The 17,886-nt window shown below is 71.5% G+C and carries 13 protein-coding genes and 1 pseudogene; 7 read left to right on the top strand and 7 right to left on the bottom strand.

The genetic code is table 11. The features are described 5' to 3' along the window. From ACWEFB_RS37760 to mraZ, 4 genes and pseudogenes are all read right to left on the bottom strand, one after another. A pseudogene (locus ACWEFB_RS37760) lies at positions 1-406 on the bottom strand (hypothetical protein); the annotation flags it as partial. Between the two features lies 1 nt (position 407). After that, positions 408-1,136: a hypothetical protein gene (locus ACWEFB_RS37755; RefSeq protein ID WP_452293026.1), complete on the bottom strand. Its 729-nt coding sequence runs from the start codon at positions 1,134-1,136 to the stop codon at positions 408-410. Further along, entirely contained in the window at positions 1,133-2,266 is a 1,134-nt protein-coding gene (rsmH, locus tag ACWEFB_RS37750; protein WP_452293030.1) for a 16S rRNA (cytosine(1402)-N(4))-methyltransferase RsmH, read from the bottom strand. The genes ACWEFB_RS37755 and rsmH overlap by 4 nt, the downstream gene beginning before the upstream one ends. Positions 2,267-2,472: 206 nt before the next feature. Beyond that, positions 2,473-2,904, bottom strand: coding sequence for a division/cell wall cluster transcriptional repressor MraZ (gene mraZ / locus ACWEFB_RS37745; protein WP_121155776.1), 432 nt, complete (start codon positions 2,902-2,904; stop codon positions 2,473-2,475). A 502-nt stretch (positions 2,905-3,406) separates the two neighbouring features. On the opposite strand from mraZ, the gene ACWEFB_RS37740 reads away from it, so the two are divergent. From ACWEFB_RS37740 to ACWEFB_RS37730, 3 genes are all read left to right on the top strand, one after another. Then, entirely contained in the window at positions 3,407-4,654 is a 1,248-nt protein-coding gene (locus ACWEFB_RS37740; RefSeq protein WP_452293029.1) for a MurT ligase domain-containing protein, read from the top strand. Between the two features lie 67 nt (positions 4,655-4,721). Next, positions 4,722-5,426, top strand: coding sequence for a type 1 glutamine amidotransferase (locus ACWEFB_RS37735; protein WP_363597771.1), 705 nt, complete (start codon positions 4,722-4,724; stop codon positions 5,424-5,426). Beyond that, positions 5,420-6,115, top strand: a complete 696-nt coding sequence (locus ACWEFB_RS37730) for a TVP38/TMEM64 family protein (protein ID WP_452293028.1) — start codon at positions 5,420-5,422, stop codon at positions 6,113-6,115. The genes ACWEFB_RS37735 and ACWEFB_RS37730 overlap by 7 nt, the downstream gene beginning before the upstream one ends. 120 nt (positions 6,116-6,235) lie before the next feature. On the opposite strand, the gene leuS is transcribed toward ACWEFB_RS37730, so the two are convergent. Next, the gene (leuS, locus tag ACWEFB_RS37725) at positions 6,236-9,076 is read right to left on the bottom strand and encodes a leucine--tRNA ligase (RefSeq protein WP_452293027.1); all 2,841 of its coding nucleotides are present in this window, start codon (positions 9,074-9,076) and stop codon (positions 6,236-6,238) included. A 409-nt stretch (positions 9,077-9,485) separates the two neighbouring features. Here leuS and ACWEFB_RS37720 point away from each other — a divergent pair, with 409 nt between their 5' ends. From ACWEFB_RS37720 to ACWEFB_RS37710, 3 genes are read left to right on the top strand one after another with little or no spacing between them, the layout of a single operon-like run. After that, a complete protein-coding gene (locus ACWEFB_RS37720; RefSeq protein WP_452293025.1) occupies positions 9,486-10,550 on the top strand; it encodes an AAA family ATPase in 1,065 nt (354 codons plus the stop codon). 2 nt (positions 10,551-10,552) lie between these two features. After that, positions 10,553-11,851 (top strand): DUF58 domain-containing protein, encoded by a 1,299-nt coding sequence (locus ACWEFB_RS37715; RefSeq protein ID WP_326563216.1) that lies wholly within the window; start codon positions 10,553-10,555, stop codon positions 11,849-11,851. Beyond that, positions 11,848-14,310: a transglutaminase TgpA family protein gene (locus tag ACWEFB_RS37710; protein ID WP_452293024.1), complete on the top strand. Its 2,463-nt coding sequence runs from the start codon at positions 11,848-11,850 to the stop codon at positions 14,308-14,310. Before ACWEFB_RS37715 ends, ACWEFB_RS37710 begins: the two co-directional genes overlap by 4 nt. Positions 14,311-14,583: 273 nt before the next feature. Here ACWEFB_RS37710 and ACWEFB_RS37705 read toward each other — a convergent pair whose 3' ends face one another. Both ACWEFB_RS37705 and ACWEFB_RS37700 read right to left on the bottom strand, forming a co-directional pair. Then, positions 14,584-14,967: a DUF3040 domain-containing protein gene (locus ACWEFB_RS37705; RefSeq protein ID WP_326556762.1), complete on the bottom strand. Its 384-nt coding sequence runs from the start codon at positions 14,965-14,967 to the stop codon at positions 14,584-14,586. 115 nt (positions 14,968-15,082) lie between these two features. Next, complete coding sequence (locus tag ACWEFB_RS37700; protein WP_452293023.1) at positions 15,083-16,342, bottom strand: DNA polymerase IV; 1,260 nt, start codon at positions 16,340-16,342, stop codon at positions 15,083-15,085. 123 nt (positions 16,343-16,465) lie between these two features. On the opposite strand from ACWEFB_RS37700, the gene ACWEFB_RS37695 reads away from it, so the two are divergent. Next, positions 16,466-17,461, top strand: coding sequence for an aldo/keto reductase (locus ACWEFB_RS37695; protein ID WP_452293022.1), 996 nt, complete (start codon positions 16,466-16,468; stop codon positions 17,459-17,461). Positions 17,462-17,886: the final 425 nt, after the last annotated feature.

The following is a 17,886-nucleotide window of genomic DNA, read 5'->3' as shown; positions in this document are numbered from 1 at the left end:
GCGGCACCGGCCGCCCGGTGCCGGCACCGCGCCCGGCGGTGGGCTCGGGGGCATCGCGCCGGGTCCGTCCGCCACCGGTCCGGCCGCCGTCGAGCACCTGCAACGCGGGTCGGAACGGGTCCGCCGAGCGGGTGGACCTGGGCGTACGGCGAAGCTCGGGCGCGTCCCGCAGGGTACGACCCCGAGGGGTGTACGCCCGCGCGCCGGAGATCCCGCCGAGGCCCTGCTCGCCCTCGGGGGCGGCGCCCCGGGCGGCACCCCGTCCGGCGGCGTCGCGGTTGGTGCCGCGTCCGGTGGCGTCCCGGTTGGCACCGCGTGCTCCGGTGTCCCGCTCCGAGCCGGCCTGGGACGAACCGCGCCGGGACGCTGACCCGTCCCGGCGCGGTTCATCGGAGCGTGGCGACACGCTAACCCCCCGCGTTCTGCTGACTGGTGATGGCCGGTTGCCCACCGGCCGGCTGCGGTACGCCGATCACCCGTCCGTCGGGCAGCCGGATGAAGGCCGGCGGACCGGACTCCACCAGGCCCAGCTTGCGGGCCTGGGCGACCAGGTTGCCCGGCGTCTGCGCGTCGGCGATCTCCTTGTCGAGCTGCTGCTGCTGGAGGTCGAGCGTGGCCTGCTGTTTCTGCAGCTTGTCCAACCGGATGGCGTTCTCGTTGATCTTGGTGTTGACCACCAGGACCCCGAGCACCCCGCCGACGACAACCGCCAGGATCAGCCCGACGAAGGGCGCCCGTGGCACGCTCACCGGCATCGGCGGAGCGACCCGCAGCCGCGGTGCCTCCACCCGACCCGTACCGGCGGGGTGTGCCTCGCGGGCCCGGGCAGCCGCGCCACCGGCCCGGTCCGTGCCGGCCGGATGCGCTACCCGAGCACGCTCGCGCGCCCGCTCGGCGTGGTCCCGGGTCGGCGCCAGCTCCGGCGAACGGAGCGCGGCACTGCCCTGGGTCGGAAAACTGCCCTGCGTCGGGAACTCGCGCGCCCCCCGGGCACGAGTCTGCTGACCCGGCACCGACCGGGCCGCCCGGGTGGTCCGCTCCGTCGTCGCCCGCTCCGCCACGGTCCGGCCCCCCGACCGTGGTGTGCGCTGCTCCGCGCCGGTCTGGTCCCGGTGGTCGCGCTTGTTGACGTTCATGATCCCTCCCCCTCTACTGCCGTCCCGCCTTCGTCCCCTGGCCCCGATGGCCCCTTCTCCCGGTCCACGTTGGACCGTCCCGGCGCCACGGCACCGGGGGCGTGCAATGCCTTCACCCGTCGACGGGGCCGTTCGCGGTCGGCCCGCCTGTTCTCCGCCGGCCCGGTCGCCCGGTCCGGATCGATCCGTTCCGCTGCCCGCAGTCGCACCGAGGCGGCTCGCGGATTGGCCGCGACCTCCGCCTCGGTCGGCAACTCCGCGCTGCGGTTGAGCAGCCGCAGCGTCGGACCGGTGCCGGGCAGTTCGACCGGCAGTTCGACCGGACCGGTGCTCCGGGCCCGGCCGGCGAACGCCTGCTTGGTGATCCGGTCCTCCAGCGAGTGGTACGACAGCACCACCAGCCGACCGCCCACCGCGAGCGCGTCCAACGCGGCCGGCAGCGCTGTCTCCAGCGCGGCCAGCTCCCGGTTTACCTCGATCCGCAACGCTTGAAACGATCTTTTTGCCGGGTGCCCACCGGTACGGCGGGCAGCCGCCGGAATCGAGTCCCGAACCAGCTCGGCGAGGAACGCCGAGGAGGTGATCCGGGACCGTTCCCGTTCCCGGATGATCGCCGAGGCGATCCGACCGGCGAACCGTTCCTCGCCGTAGAGCCGGAGCACCCGGGCGAGTTCACCGTGCGAGTAGCTGTTGACGATCTCCTCCGCGGTCACCCCGCGGGTCTGGTCCATCCGCATGTCCAGCGGCGCATCCTGGGCGTAGGCGAACCCGCGGTCGGGCGCGTCGAGTTGCAGCGACGACACCCCGAGGTCGAACAGCACGCCGTCGACCGTGGGATAACCGAGCCGGTCGAGCACGTCCGGCAGCTCGTCGTAGACCGCGTGCACCAGGTGGATCCGGTCGGCGTACCGGGCCAGCCGGGCCCGGGCGTGTGCCAGGGCCTCGGGGTCACGGTCGAGCCCGATCAGGATCGTCCGCGGGTACGCGGCCAGCACCGCCTCGGCGTGGCCGGCGAGGCCGAGCGTCGCATCGACGTGGATCGTACGGTCGCCCCGGTCCAGCGCGGGGGCGAGCAGCTCGAGACACCGCTCAAGCAACACTGGCACGTGCGTGCCGCGCAGCTCCCCCATGTCGACCCCCACTGACCGGCTTCCTTCTCTGTTCACGCCTGTATGCTGTCAACCGCTCGTCATACCGCCAGATCCCCATCCGCTCTGGCCCGTCGACCCGCCCCTGGTAAGGCCGGTCAGCGGATCGCGCGCCTGGCACCGGGGAAGAGGCGCCAGGAACAGGAGCGGCTGGAGATCTCGCAGTACGTCGGGCGTGTTGGCCCGCCCTACAGCCCGCCGGGCAACACCCCCTCCTCGATGTCGGCGAAGTCGTCTTCGCTTTCCGCGAGGTAGGTCTCCCAGGCGCGCTTGTCCCAGATCTCCACCCTGGTGCTGGCGCCGATGACCACCAGCTCCCGGTCGAGCGCCGCGTATTCCCGCAGGTGGCCCGGAATAGTCACCCGGCCCTGCTTGTCCGGCACCTCGTCGTGCGCGCTGGCGAAGAACACCCGGCTGTACGCCCGGGCGGCCTTGTGCGTCATGGGCTGCTCGCGCAGCTGATCCGCGATCCGCTGGAACTCGGGCGTCGGAAAGACGTACAGGCAGCGCTCCTGCCCTTTGGTGATCACGACACCTCCCGCCAGCTCGTCCCGGAACTTGGCCGGAAGAATCAGCCGGCCCTTTTCGTCCAGGCGCGGGGTATGAGTGCCGAGAAACACGGCTCAACCCCCTCGCCCTTGCAGCGGCGTTCGCGGCGCCGCTGTCCCCCGGGCCGGCGGGCCCTCCCGGCCCCACCATTGGGCCCCACTCTACTCCACTTCCCTCCACCCGCAACCGGAAACGCAGGGAAACCACGACGGTGTCATTCACAAAACTGCACGTCAGAGGGGGTGGGGCGAAGTGGAGGGGTGCCGCCCGCCCTCCCGGCGTCCGCTTTCCGACAAAGATCAAAAGCGACCGCGAGTACGGCCGCCCCGCACTCGCCGCGCGCTTTCCAGTGCCGTTGCGCCGACCATCACCACGCCATCGCCGAGCGCGAACCCCGTCCGGGGAGGAAAGTGGGGAGAAAGGTGGAGGGAGAGAAATGGTGGGGCGGAAAGTGGAGCAGACGACCGGCGGCCTCGCCGGGCCGGTCGAGCGGTCCCGCGCGACCGGACGCCTCGTGCGACGGTCTGGGCACCGCCGCTGTCCGGTAACCTCGCTCGCGTGACGGACGCGAGAATGCCCCTACGGGCGAAGGTGGCCAGCTCCGTGTCGCGTACGGCGGCGGCGCTGTCCCGGGCCGCCGGCCGCGGCGACGGCTCGGTGATCGGCGGCTGGATCGGCCTGAAGATCGATCCGGACCTGCTGGCGCACCTGTCGGCCGGCCGGGCCATCGCCCTCATCTCCGGGACCAACGGCAAGACCACCACCACCCGACTGACCGCCGCCGCCGTGGGTGTACTCGGCCCGGTGGCCACCAACTCCTTCGGCGCCAACATGCCCAGCGGGCACACCTCCGCGCTGGCCAAGGCGGGCAACACCCCGTACGCGGTGCTGGAGGTCGACGAGCACTACCTGGCCCAGGTCCTCGAGGCCACCGAGCCGCACGTGGTCGCCCTGCTCAACCTCTCCCGCGACCAGCTCGACCGGGCCAAGGAGGTCAGCATGATGGCCCAGCTCTGGCGGTCCGCCCTGGTGCGGTACCCGGAGCTGCGGGTGGTGGCCAACGCCGACGACCCGATGGTGGTCTGGGCCGCGACCCCACCCGAGATGCGCAGCGGGAACCTGAACACCCCGACGGTCACCTGGTTCAGCGCCGGGCAACGCTGGCACGACGACTCGTGGGTCTGCCCCGAGTGCGGCTCGCCGATCGAGCGGGCCCAGGACCAGTGGTGGTGCACCGGCTGCTGGCTGCGCCGACCCGAGCCGCAGTGGGTGGTCGAGGACGACGGTGTGCTCGACCCGTCCGGTGCCTGGCACAAGGTGGTACTCCAACTCCCCGGCCAGGTCAACCTCGGCAACGCGGCCACCGCGCTGGCCGTCGCCGCCGAGTTCGGCGTACGGCCGGCCGACGCGGTGAGCCGGCTGGGCGGGGTCGCCTCGGTCGCCGGCCGGTACGCCCAGGTCGTCCGCGACGGGCGCAACATCCGGCTGCTGCTGGCGAAGAACCCGGCGAGCTGGCTGGAGGCCTTCGACATGGCCGACGACGCGCCGACCCTGCTGTCCATCAACGCCCGCGACCCCGACGGGCTGGACACCTCGTGGCTGTTCGACGTGGACTTCGCCCCGCTGCGCGGCCGACAGGTGCTGATCACCGGCGACCGGGCGTACGACCTGGCGGTCCGGTTGGACGTGAACCAGGTGCCGTTCCGGCACGTACAGACCTTCACGGAGGCGATCTCGGCGGTGCCGCCGGGACGACTCGAGGTGATCGCGAACTACACCGCCTTCCAGGACATCCGAGCGGAGTTGGACCGTGTCAACTAACTCGTACTTCCCGGTCGACCGGCCCAGCGGTTACGCGACCGACTCGCCCAGCGGCTCGGAGAGCACGCTGCGGATCGCCTGGCTCTACCCGGACCTGCTCTCCACCTATGGCGACCGGGGCAACATGCTGATCCTGGCCCGTCGGGCCCAGCAGCGCGGCATGCCGGTGGAGACGATCGAGGTCCGGTCCGACCAACCGCTGCCCACCACCGCCGACATCTACCTGCTCGGCGGCGGTGAGGACGGGCCGCAGGCGCTCGGGGCGCAGCGACTGATCGCCGACGGGGGCCTGCACCGGGCGGTCGCCCAGGGCTCGGTCGTCTTCGCGGTCTGCGCCGGCTACCAACTGCTCGGCGGCTCGTTCTTCGCCAAGGGCACCAAGTGCGCCGGGCTGGACCTGCTGGACCTGCACTCGGACCGGGGGCCGTCGCGGGCCGTCGGCGAACTCGCCGGTGAGATCGATCCCCGCCTCGGGCTGCCCCCGCTGAGCGGTTTCGAGAACCACGGCGGCCGGACCCACCTGGGCCCCGGCGTCTCCGCGCTGGCCCGGGTCAGCACCGGCATCGGCAACGACGGCAGCAGCGAGGGCGCATGGCGCGGGAAACTGCTCGGGACGTACTCGCACGGGCCGGCGCTGGCCCGCAACCCGGCCCTGGCCGACCTGCTGTTGCGCTGGGCGACCGGGGTCAGCAACCTGCCCCCGCTCGACGACACCTGGCAGGAGCGACTGCGGGCCGAGCGGGTGGCCGGCGTGGCCGCCGCCCGATCGTGATCGTCCCGCACCTCCGGCGGCTGCTGCGGCAGCGGTCGGTCGTGCGGTTCGGGTCGCTGCTGCTCATCCTCGGGCTCTTCGGCCTGGCGCTGCTGCTCGTACAGCCCGATCTGGCGGCGGCGCCCCGGATGGTCGACCGGCTCGGTCCGGCCGCCCCGGTGGCCGCGGTCCTCGGTGGGGCCCTGCTGATGGTGGCCCTGGTCCCCCGGACCCTGATCACGGTGGCCTGGGGCGCGCTGTTCGGCCCGCTCGGCGGCGCCGGCTACACCCTGGCCGCCGCGCTGGTCGCCGCCGCGCTCGGCTTCACCGTCGGTCGGTTGCTCGGCCGCGACTTCGTCGCCGAACGGGTACGGGGCCGCCTGGCCCGCCTCGACGGCTGGTTCAGCCGGCAGAGCGTGCTCGGGGTGATCACCGTACGGTTGTTGCCGGTCGGCGGGTTCGGGCTGGTGAGCTACGGCTACGGCACCACCGGCGCCCGGGTGGTCCCGTTCCTGATCGGCAGCGTCCTCGCCACGATCCCGTCCGCCTTCGGCTACGCCGCGATCGGCGCCGCCGTGGCCGACCCGGACGAGTTCAACTGGCTCGCGGTGGCACCCGCCAGCTTCGGCCTCATCGCCGCCGCCATCCTCATCACCCGCTGGCGCCGAGCAGAACTAGCCCACCGCCGCACCCCAACCCCCACCCCGTAACGCCCCCACTTCCCGCGACGATCTTGCAGTTGTGGTGCCCGTATCACACCGTTTCGGGTGGTACGGGCACCGCCACAACTGCAAGATCGACGGGAAGTGGGGGCGGGGACGGGGGCGGGGTTAGGCGACGATGCTGACCATGCGGTTGGGGACGACGATGACCTTGCGGGGGTCCTTGCCGGCCAGTTGGTCGGCGATGGCGGCCAGGGCGGCTGCGCGGACGGTTTCCTCGGAGGCGTCGGCGGGGACCTCGATCCGGCCGCGGACCTTGCCGTTGATCTGCACCGGGTACGTCACCGTGTCGGCCACCAGCAGGGCCGGGTCGGCAACCGGGAACGACGCGTACGTCAGCGAGGTGTCGTGGCCCAGCCGCTGCCACAGCTCCTCGGCGATGTGCGGGGCGAACGGCGCCAGCATCAGCACCAGCGGCTCGGCCACCTCGCGGGGCGTCCCGGCCAGCCGGGTCAGCCCGTTGGTCAGCTCGATCAGCTTGGCGATCGCGGTGTTGAACCGGATCCCGTCCATGTCGGCCCGTACGCCGTCGATGGTCTTGTGCAGCAGCCGCCGGGTCGCCTCGTCGGCCGGCTCCTCCACCACCCGGGAGGCGCCGGTGTTCTCGTCGACCAGGGCCCGCCAGACCCGCTGCAGGAACCGGTACGACCCGACCACCGCACGGGTCTCCCACGGTCGGGAGACCTCCAGCGGGCCCATCGACATCTCGTACACCCGGAAGGTGTCCGCGCCGTACGCCGCGCACATGTCGTCCGGGGTGACCACGTTCCGCAGCGACTTGCCCATCTTGCCGTACTCGCGGGTGACCTGGTTGTCGCCGTGGAACCAGGAACCGTCCCGCTCGACCACCTCGGCGGCCTCGACGTACCGCTCCCGCTCGTCGGTGTACGCGTACGCCTGGATCATGCCCTGGTTGAACAGCTTGCGGAACGGCTCGACCGAGGAGACGTGCCCCAGGTCGTACAGGACCTTGTGCCAGAACCGGGCATACAGCAGGTGCAGTACGGCGTGCTCGGCGCCGCCGACGTACAGGTCGGTGCCGCCGGGGTCGTTGCCGCCGCGCGGCCCCATCCAGTAGGCCTCGTTCTCCGGGTCGACGAACCGGGCCTCGTTGGTCGGGTCCAGGTAGCGCAGCTCGTACCAGCAGGAGCCGGCCCACTGCGGCATCACGTTCGTCTCGCGGGTGTAGCGCTTCGGCCCGTCACCCAGGTCCAGCTCCACCTCCACCCAGTCCGCCTTGCGCGACAGCGGCGTCTCCGGGTTCGAGGCGGCGTCGTTCGGGTCGAAGGTGCGCGGCGAGAAGTCCTCCACCTCGGGCAGCTCGACCGGCAGCATCGACTCCGGCAGGGCGATCGGGGTGCCGGCCTCGTCGTAGACGATCGGGAACGGCTCGCCCCAGTAGCGCTGCCGGCTGAACAGCCAGTCACGCAGGCGGAAGGTGACCGCGCCCTGGCCGTACCCGTTGGTCTCCAGCCATTCGATGATCCTGGCCTTGGCCTCGGTGACGGCCAGGCCGTCCAGGCTCGGGCCGCCGTCCGGCGCGGTGCTGTTGATGGCCGGGCCGTCCCCGGTGTACGCCTTGCCGTCGAAGCCGTCCGACGGCTGCACGGTACGGACGATCGGCAGGTCGAAGACCTCCGCGAAGGCCCAGTCCCGCTCGTCCTGACCGGGCACCGCCATGATCGCCCCGGTGCCGTAACCGGCCAGTACGTAGTCCGCGATGAAGATCGGGATCGGCGCGCCGGTGACCGGGTTGGTGGCGTACGCGCCGACGAAGACACCGGTCTTCTCCTTGGTGTCGGCCTGCCGCTCCACGTCGGTCTTGGCCGCCGCCGCCTTCCGGTAGGCCTCGACCGCGACCCTCGGGTTGGCGTGCCCACCGGTCCAGGCGTCCTTCGTCCCCTCCGGCCAGGTTGCCGCGACCAGTTGGTCGACCAGCTCGTGCTCGGGGGCCAGCACCACGTAGGTGGCGCCGAAGATGGTGTCCGGGCGGGTGGTGAAGACCCGGACCGGCGCCACGTCGGCGGGCACCACCGGGAAGTCGATGTGCGCGCCGACCGAGCGGCCGATCCAGTTGCGCTGCATCAGCTTGATCGGCTCCGGCCAGTCCAGCCGGTCCAGGTCCTCCAGCAGCCGGTCACCGTACGCGGTGATCCGCATCTTCCACTGCTTCAGGTTCCGCTTGAACACCGGGAAGTTGCCCCGGTCGGAGCGCCCGTCGGCGGTGACCTCCTCGTTGGCCAGCACGGTGCCCAGACCCGGGCACCAGTTGACCGGCGCCTCGGAGACGTACGCCAGCCGGTGGTCGTCGATGATCACCCGGCGCTGCGGCCCGGACAGCTCGGCCCAGGTCCCGCCGCCCGGCACCGCCCGGATGCCGGAGTCGAACTCGGCGACCAGCTCGCTGATCGGCCGGGCCCGGCGGGCCTCGTCGTCGTACCAGGAGTTGAAGATCTGCAGGAAGATCCACTGGGTCCAGCGGTAGAAGTCGACGTCGATGGTGGCCACCGAGCGCCGGTCGTCGTGCCCCATGCCCAGCCGGCGCAGTTGCGCCCGGTACCGCTCGATGTTCGCCTCGGTGGTGGTCCGGGGGTGGGTCCCGGTCTGCACCGCGTACTGCTCGGCGGGCAGACCGAACGCGTCGAAGCCCATCGCGTGCAGCACGTTGCGGCCGGCCATCCGCTGGTAGCGGGCGTACGAGTCGGTGCCGATGTAGCCCAGCGGGTGCCCGACGTGCAGCCCGGCGCCGGACGGGTACGGGAACATGTCCAGCACGTACAGCTTCTCCGCACCCGCGCGGGGGTGGTCCGGATCGGCGAGCGGCCCCACCGGGTTCGGTGCGTGGAACGTGCCCCACTTCTCCCAGCGGTCCTGCCAGCGCTGCTCGATCTCCCCCGCCAGTCCGGCGGTGTACCGGAAGGGCGGGGTATCCGCCGCCGGCTCGGCCATCTCAGTCACGTCGTCTCCTCGCCGCGCTCACCGTTGTGCGTACACGGGCACGTTTCGCATTTCAGGGCATGCTTTTCCGGGCATAAAAAAGCCCCTCACGCAGGAGGGGTAGCCGTGCTGTCGCGCTCAGTGGCGTCAGCACGGCTCACTAAGAAGCAGGTAGGCCCGGGCCATACCGGCCAGTCTACGCCTCCACCCGTCAGGCTGTCGCGCCTGGTTCCACGGGTCGCCGGTACGGGGCCGACCGGCCACCGGGACCGTACGTGTGGTCGGCTTGAGCGCCAGTTGCGGCTAGCCTGATTCCATGCGGGTGATCCGGGCGCGCCCCGCGACCGTATTTTCCCGCGAACCTTACGGCCGGCCCAGCAGGTCTGGACAGAGAAGCCGTGCTGCGACGAGGAGGAGGCCCGTGACACAACAGACGTGGGACGAGTTGGGTGGCGCACTACAACCCGACGAGTTCCGTACCGCCAGCGAAGCCATCGTGGCCAACATCGAACAGGTCATCGAGGGCAAGACCGCGACGGTACGGCTCGCGCTCGCCGTCCTGCTCGCCGAGGGCCATCTCCTGATCGAGGATGTTCCCGGAGTTGGCAAGACAAAACTCGCCAAGGCCCTCGCCCGTTCGATCGACTGCTCCGTCCGACGGATCCAGTTCACTCCCGACCTGTTGCCCAGCGACGTCACCGGGGTCAGCGTCTACAACCAGGAGACGCACGACTTCGAGTTCAAGCCGGGCGCCGTCTTCGCCAACCTGGTCGTCGGCGACGAGATCAACCGGGCCTCGCCGAAGACCCAGTCGGCCCTGCTGGAGTGCATGGAGGAACGGCAGGTCACGGTCGACGGGGTGACGTACGAGTTGCAGACCCCGTTCATGGTGATCGCGACCCAGAACCCGATCGAGATGGAGGGCACCTACCCGCTGCCCGAGGCGCAGCGCGACCGGTTCACCGCCCGGATCGCGATGGGCTACCCGGACGCCGGGTCGGAACTCGCGATGCTCGACGGCCACGGCGGTCGCGACCCGCTGCACGCGTTGAAGTCGGTCGCGGACGCGGTCACCGTACGTCGACTGATCGCGACCGTACGCGACATCCACGTCGCGGACGCGGTCAAGCAGTACGCCGTCGACCTGGTCACCGCCACCCGTGAAGCCCCCGACCTGCGCCTCGGCGCCTCTCCCCGGGCCACCCTGCAGTTGCTGCGCACCGCCCGCGCCGTAGCCGCACTGGAGGGCCGGGACTACGTCCTTCCGGACGACCTGCAGGCCCTCGCCGTACCGGTGCTCGCGCACCGGATCATCCCGACGGCGGACGCGCAGCTCGCCCGGCGGACCACCGACGCGGTCGTCTCCGACCTGGTGCACCGGCTGCCGTTGCCGCACGAACGGCAGCAGCGCTCGCAGTACGACACCCGGCCCGGCACCCCACCGGACGGCAAGGGTCGATCCCAGTACGAGCCGCGGAGGCGGTGACCGTGCGCGAGGCACTGCGCGGGCTCACCACCCGCGGCCGGTCCTTCCTCGCCGCGGCGGTGGCGGCGGCCATCTCCGCGGCGATCCTGGGCGAACAGGACCTGCTCCGGGTGGCCGTGCTGCTCGGCGTGTTGCCGCTGCTGGCCGCCGCGTACGTCGGCCGCAGCCGGTACAAGCTGGCCTGCAGCCGGTCGCTGGAACCGCAGCGGGTGCCGATCGGTGCCAGTTCCCGCGTGGTGCTGCGCCTGCAGAACATGTCCCGGCTGCCGACCGGGACCCTGCTGCTGGAGGACCGGCTGCCGTACGCGTTGGGCAGCCGGCCCCGGGTAGTGCTGGAGCGGCTCGGCGCGCACCAGGCCAGCTCGGTGGCGTACACGGTCCGCGCCGACGTGCGCGGCCGGTACGAGGTCGGTCCGCTGGTGGTCCGGCTGACCGACCCGTTCGGGCTCTGCGAGCTGACCCGGGCGTTCCCCAGCGTCGACCGGCTCACCGTCATCCCCCAGGTCACCGCCCTGCCCCAGGTCCGGTTGGCCGGTGAGTACGCCGGCACCGGCGACAGCCGGGCCCGGTCGGTGGCGGTGCACGGCGAGGACGACGCGGCAACCCGGGAGTACCGGCGCGGCGACGACCTGCGCCGGGTGCACTGGAAGTCCACCGCCCGTACCGGCGAGCTGATGGTGCGGCGGGAGGAGCAGCCCTGGGAGAGCCGGGCGACCGTGGTCCTGGACACCCGGGCGTCGGCGCACCGGGGCGAGGGGCCGACCGCCAGCTTCGAATGGGCTGTCTCGGCCGCCGCCAGCGTCGCCGTGCACCTGCGCCAGTCCGGTTACAAGTTGCGGCTGGTCACCGGTTCCGGAATGGACGCCGACGCGAACGAGGGCGGCGGCGAGGGTCTGCTGCTGGATCACCTCGCCGACGTCCGGCTGTCCCAGCGCGGTGACGTGGCGACCCTGGTCGAACGGGTCCGGCAACGGTCCGACGGTGGGCTGATCATCGCGATCCTGGGCACGCTGAGCACCGCCGAGGCCGAGGTCCTGGCCGGGCTGCGGGGCAACGGCGCGACCTGCCTCGCGTTCCTGGTCGACAGCACCACCTGGCTCACCCTGCCGGCACCGGCGCGGACCGAGGCCGACAACGCCCACGGCGCGGCCGTACTGGGCCTGATGCAGAGCGGGTGGCGGGTGATCGCGGTCGAGCACGGCAGCCGGCTGCCCGCACTGTGGCCGCAGGCCGCGCGCGGATCGCAGGGCTTCGCCTGGCGGGCCGCGATGGCCGAGACGGTTGCCGGAGGGATGCGATGAGGGGACGACGTCATCTCGGGTTCGTCGCGGCGGCGGCGACCCTGCTCTCCGCCGCGCCGCTGTCGGCGATCTTCGAGCGGTGGACCTGGCTGCTCCAGTCGACGCTCGCGGTCGCGCTGATCGCCGGGGTCGCCACCCTGACCCGGTCGCTGCGGGCACCGGTCTGGGCCCAGGTGCTGAGCATGCTCGGCGCCCTGCTGCTCGGCCTGACCTGGCTGTTCGGCAGCGGCGGCGAACTGCTCGGCGTACTGCCGACGCCGGACACGATCGCCCACTTCGGCGCGCTGCTCAACGCCTCGGGCGGGGACATGCGCTCGTACGGGGTGAAGGTCCCGGACACCGATGGGCTGCTGTTCGTGACCGTACTGGGGGTGGGCTCGGTCGCGATCGTGGTGGACCTGCTCACCGTCGGGTTGCGCCGCCCGGCGCTGGCCGGACTGCCGATGCTCGCCATCTACTCGGTCCCGGTCGCGGTGTACGTCGAGAACGTACCGGCGCTGCCGTTCATCGTCGGCGCGATCGGCTTCCTCTGGCTCCTGGTGGCCGACAACGTCAACCGGGTCCGGCACTTCGGTCGCCGGTTCACCGGCGACGGGCGCGACGTCGACATCTGGGAACCGTCACCACTCGCGGCGGCGGGGCGGCGACTCGCGGTGGTCGGGGTGGTGATCGCGGTGCTGCTGCCGCTGGCCGCCCCGCAGATGACCAACGGGCTGCTCAACCGGTTCAACAACACCGGGACCGGGGTCGGTGAGGGCAACGGCCGGGGCGGAGCCGGTGGCGGGGTCCAGTTGTTCGCGGCCCTGCGCGGGCAGCTCAACCAGACCACGGTCACCGACTACGTGAAGGTCACCACGAACGAGCCCGACCCGTTCTACCTGCGCTTCGGCGCGGCGGACCAGTTGCGGTCGGGTGGCTTCGAGGTCCGTACGCCGACCGGGATACCGGTGAACAAGATTCCCGACCCGCGCGCCGGGGCGGCGCCCGGCGTGTCGTTCCAGACCTACCGGGCCCAGGTCGAGGTGACCAACTTCAACATGCCGCTGCTACCGATCTACTCCAACCCGGTGGCGGTGCAGAACCTGGACTCGAACTGGCTCTACGACCGGGGCACCCAGACCGTCTTCTCCACCCGGCGGCAGTCCAAGGGCAAGAAGTACTCGTTCGACTATGTCCGGTCGGCCTACAACCAGAAGGTGCTGGAGGCGGTCGCGCCGCTGACCCGCAGCGACCCGATCCAGCGGCAGTTCACCGACGTGCCGCCGGTGCCGCAGGTCGACGAACTGGTGGCCCGGCTGACCGAGGGAAAGCAGACGCAGTACGCGAAGGTCCGCGCGCTGTACGACTACTTCTCCCGGCAGAACGGGTTCAGCTACAGCCTCAGCACCCAGGGCGGCACCAGCGGCGAGGACATCGTCAACTTCCTCACCAGCAAGGTCGGCTTCTGCCAGCAGTACGCGGCGGCGCTGGCCTGGCTGGTCCGGGCGGCCGACATCCCGAGCCGGGTGGCGTTCGGCTTCACCGTCGGCAGCGGTCGGCAGGACAACACGTACACGCTGACCAACCTGAACATGCACGCCTGGACCGAGGTCTACTTCTCCGGCGTCGGCTGGGTCCCGTTCGACGCCACCCCGGCGGCGAACGTGACCGGCTCCACCCGTACGGAGTACGCGCCGGACACCGACCAGCCCGATCCGGTCGCTCCGGCGGCGGTGCCGACCGCGGCACCGGGTGTGGGCAGCACGGCCGGGCCGAACCCGGACGACCGGCTGGACCGTGGCTTCGACGACGGGATCGTGGGCGCCGACGGACAGGTGACGACCGCCGCGACCACCTGGCCATACTGGGCCGGTGGAGGGGTGCTGGTGCTGCTCCTGCTGCTTGCCGTACCGGCGCTGTTGCGGTCGTCGCTGCGGCGGCGACGGCAGGTGGCGACGGTCGCGGCGACCACCACCGCGCTCGCCCCGGCCGAGGGTGATCCACCGCCGGGTGTGGTCCGGGTGGTGGCCACCGGGGCCGAGGCGGATCGGCTCCGCGCCGACGCCCACGCGGCCTGGGACGAGTTGATCGACACGATGGTCGACTTCCGGGTCACGGTGGACCGGACGGAGACGCCTCGGGCGACCGCCGACCGGTTGGTGGCCGAGGGGCTCAGTGTCACCGGGGCGGACGCCGCCCGGCTGCTCGGTCGGGCCGAGGAGCGGGCCCGGTACGCCCGCGCCCCGCTCACCGGCGGGGAGTTGAACCCGGCCCTGCGGACGATCCGCGAATCCCTGTCGGCTCGGGCCGACCGGCGTACCCGGCTGCTGGCCGCGGTGCTGCCGCCGTCGGTGCTGCTGCGGTGGCGGTTGGCGATCATGGACGGGTCGGGCCGGTTCGTCACGGCGAACTCGCAACTGCGCGAGGGGCTGCTGCGCTGGAGCCCGCGGCGACTGCTCGCCAACCGGGCGGCCCGGTAGGAAACGGTCGGCAACAGAAAACCCGTGGTGCCCGGAACCGGACTGGTTCCGGGCACCACGGGTTTCCCACGACCGGGGCACCGGACCCGCTGGGCGGTAGCGGGCGATGCGGGTTTACCGGGGTTGCCTCGCCGCAGCCGGCGAAGCCGTACTAAATAACGACTTAACGGACGAAACACCCGCAACACGAACAAAAATCATCAACCGGATACCGTCGAGGGTGTCCGGTTGACCGCCTCGCGGGCGAACCCGCGAAGGCGGAACCATCCGGTGTCAGCGATGGCCTTCCGGCCGTTGCCGCCACCGGTCCTCGAGACGGTCGAGCAATGACATCCGCCGACCACGCGTACGACGGCTGGTCGAACCGCCAACCACGCGCAGATCGGGCGTTTGCGCCTTGCGATGGGACTGCATCGCAAACGCGGCCGCGCCCAGCATGACCACGAAGCCAGCCACTCCGATGAGCGGAGTCTTGTCCACCGTGCCGTAAACGACCAGTGCAAGGCCAGCGATGATCACGCCAGCGGCGACGAGCAGGCGACGTCGCGCGTGGAAACGCGGGTCGCTGGCACGCACAGCCGAGGCGAATTTGGGGTCCTCGGCAAGCGACTGTTCGATCTGCTCGAACAGCCGCTGCTCGTGCTCCGAGAGCGGCACGGCACTCCTCCCCGGTCACGTTGAGTCGGTCCGGTCGGACCGACAGACCGTGGCAGCCAACCGGCTGCTTAGCGCAAGTCTACGAGGGGGGTCGGCGCTCGGAAAGCGGGACGACCTACGGTCGCGCCTGATTTTCCGTCCGGCGCAGGTCATCACGCCCCAAGAGACTCGCCGGACGCACGATCGCACGGCCAAAACGGGCGGCCGCGGCGTCCGCCGCCGCCTCCGCGTCCCGCCAACCGTGCTCCGGCTCGTCGAGAGCGAGCTGTCTGGGAGTTGCCCGCTCGTCGGCCAACCCCTCCATTCGTACCCCCACGAGCCGGATCCGGTCAGTCACATTGAGCGCGACGAACAGGGCCCAGGAAACCTCGAACAACTCATGCGCGACGTCCGTGGCACCGCTCAGCGTCCGGGACCGGTTCACCGTACGGAAGTCGGACAGTCGTACCTTGATCGACACCGTCCGCCCCACCTGACCCGCCCGGCGCAGCCGTACGCCGACCTTCTCGGCCAGCGCCAGCAGCGCCCGCCGGATCAACTCCGGGTCCCCGATGTCGGTGTCGAAGGTGACCTCCGCACCGATCGACTTCTCCACCTGCTCCGGGCTGACCCCGCGCGGGTCGCGCCCCCAGGCCAACTCGTGCAGGTGCCGGGCCGCCGCGTCACCCAACGCCCCCCGGAGCATCTCCACCCTGGCCTGGGCGAGATCCCCGACGGTGGTCAGCCCGAGCCGGCGCAACGTCTCGGCGGAGCGCTCCCCCACTCCCCAGAGCGCCTCGACCGGCAGCGGATGCAGGAATTCGAGCACCAGCCCGGCCGGCACCACCAGCAGCCCGTCCGGCTTGGCCCGGGTCGAACCGAGCTTGGCGATGAACTTGGTCGGCCCCACCCCGACCGAGCAGGTGATCCGTTCCTGCTCGGCCACCCGGGCCCGGATCATCCGGGCGATCTCCGCCGGGCGCCCCAGCAGCCGCCGGGCCCCGGACACGTCGAGGAACGCCTCGTCCAACGAGAGCGGCTCGACCAGCGGGGTGACCGAACGGAAGATCTCCATCACCGCGCGGGAGGCGGCCGAGTATTCCGCGAAGTCCGGCGGCAGGAACACCGCGTGCGGGCAGAGCGCCCGCGCCCGCATCGACGGCATCGCGCTGCGCACCCCGTACCGCCGGGCCTCGTAGCTGGCCGAGCTGACCACGCCGCGCGGGCCGATCCCGCCGACCACCACCGGCCGACCGGCCAACTCCGGCCGCTTGCGCACCTCGACCGCCGCGAAGAACGCGTCCATGTCGACATGCAGGATCGGGCAGCCCTCGTCGTCGCCGTCCGGGCCGAAGCGCGGATCACTCTCGCCCCGCACCGCCTGGCTCCGCCCCATAACCGCAGGCTAGCCCCCCGGTACGACACACCCCGCCGCCCCGTCGGGTCAGCCCTTGACTTCGAGTGCACCTCAATTCATAACGTGGCCCCTCGAACACCCTCACCGAATGGAGTTCCCTCGATGCAAACCGTCGCTCTGGGCCGCACCGGCGAGCAGGTCAGCCAGCTCGCCCTCGGCTGCATGCTGATGGGCACGATGACCGACGAGGAGTCGTCGTACGCGATGCTCGACCGCTACCTCGACGCCGGCGGCACCTTCCTCGACACCGCCAACTGCTACGCCTGGTGGCCCGGACCACCGTTCCGGGGCGGCGAGAGCGAGTCCCTGCTGGGCCGGTGGTTCGCCCGTTCCGGGCGCCGCGACCAGGTGTTCCTCGCCACCAAGGGCACCGCCTGGGTGGCCGACCCGGCCGCCGTACTCGACGGCCGAGTACGGGCCCCCCACGGCTACTCCGGTGCCGGCGCCGACACCGTACGCCGCGAACTCGACGACAGCCTGCGCCGGCTCGGCACCGACCACGTCGACCTCTACTACGTACACGTCGACGACCACTCCACCCCGCTTGAGGAGACCCTGGAGGCGCTCGCCGGCCTCGTCACCGCCGGCAAGGTCCGCTATCTCGGCTGGTCCAACGTGCACACCTGGCGGCTGGAGAGCATCCGCCAGCTTTGCGACCGGTACAGCTGGCCGGCCCCGGTCGCCCTCCAGCAGCAGCACTCCTACCTGCGCCGCCGCCCCGGCGTGGACCACTCCGCGATCGTCGACGACGAGCAGCTCGACTACCTGCGGGCGCACGACGACCTGACCCTGGTCGCGTACTCGCCGATCCTCAAGGGCAGCTACGACGACGCCACCAAGCGCCGCGAACACCCCGTACTCGACCCGTACCGGGGTGCCGACTCGACCGCCCGGCTCGCCGTACTCGACACGATCGCCGCCGAACTCGACGTCACCCCGAACCAACTCGTCCTGGCCTGGCTCCTACACCAGGACAACCCCACCCTGGTCCCCCTGATCGGCCCCAGAACCCTCCCCCACTACGAGTCCGCCCTCCCCTCCCTGGACCTCAAACTAACCCCCGACCACCTAACCCGCCTGAACCAGGCCACCGCCTGACCCACCCCCTCTCAACCGCGCTGACCGCGCTGACCGCGCTGACCGCGCTGACCGCGCTGACCGCGCTAATACAGAGAAAGAGTGGTTATTCCACGCCGGATAACCACTCTTTCTCTGTATTAGCGCCCCGTGCAGCGCGGGTGGGGTGGGTGGGGTGCGTGGGGTGGGTGGGGTGAGGCGCTCCGGCGGCATCGCAAACCTCCGGCCACCCGCATTCGCCGTACCCGAAACCGATCGTGCGGCGACGCACCCGCCGCCACCCCGACCGGAGCAAGCCGGAAGGGGTGGGGGGCGGCGTGACCCGCGAAGGGATCAAGCTTGACGGCCTTCGCGGGGCCGTACGGTCGGACGTCGATGTTGGTGATCTCGACGTCGGGTTCGCTGATCGTGCCGCTGCCGGTGTGCTCGTGCGACAACGCCCGACG

The sequence above is a fragment of the Micromonospora sp. NPDC004704 genome (assembly GCF_053601675.1).
The sequence above is the reverse complement of the archived record's forward strand: the minus strand, read 5'-3'. Positions and strand labels throughout refer to the sequence as shown.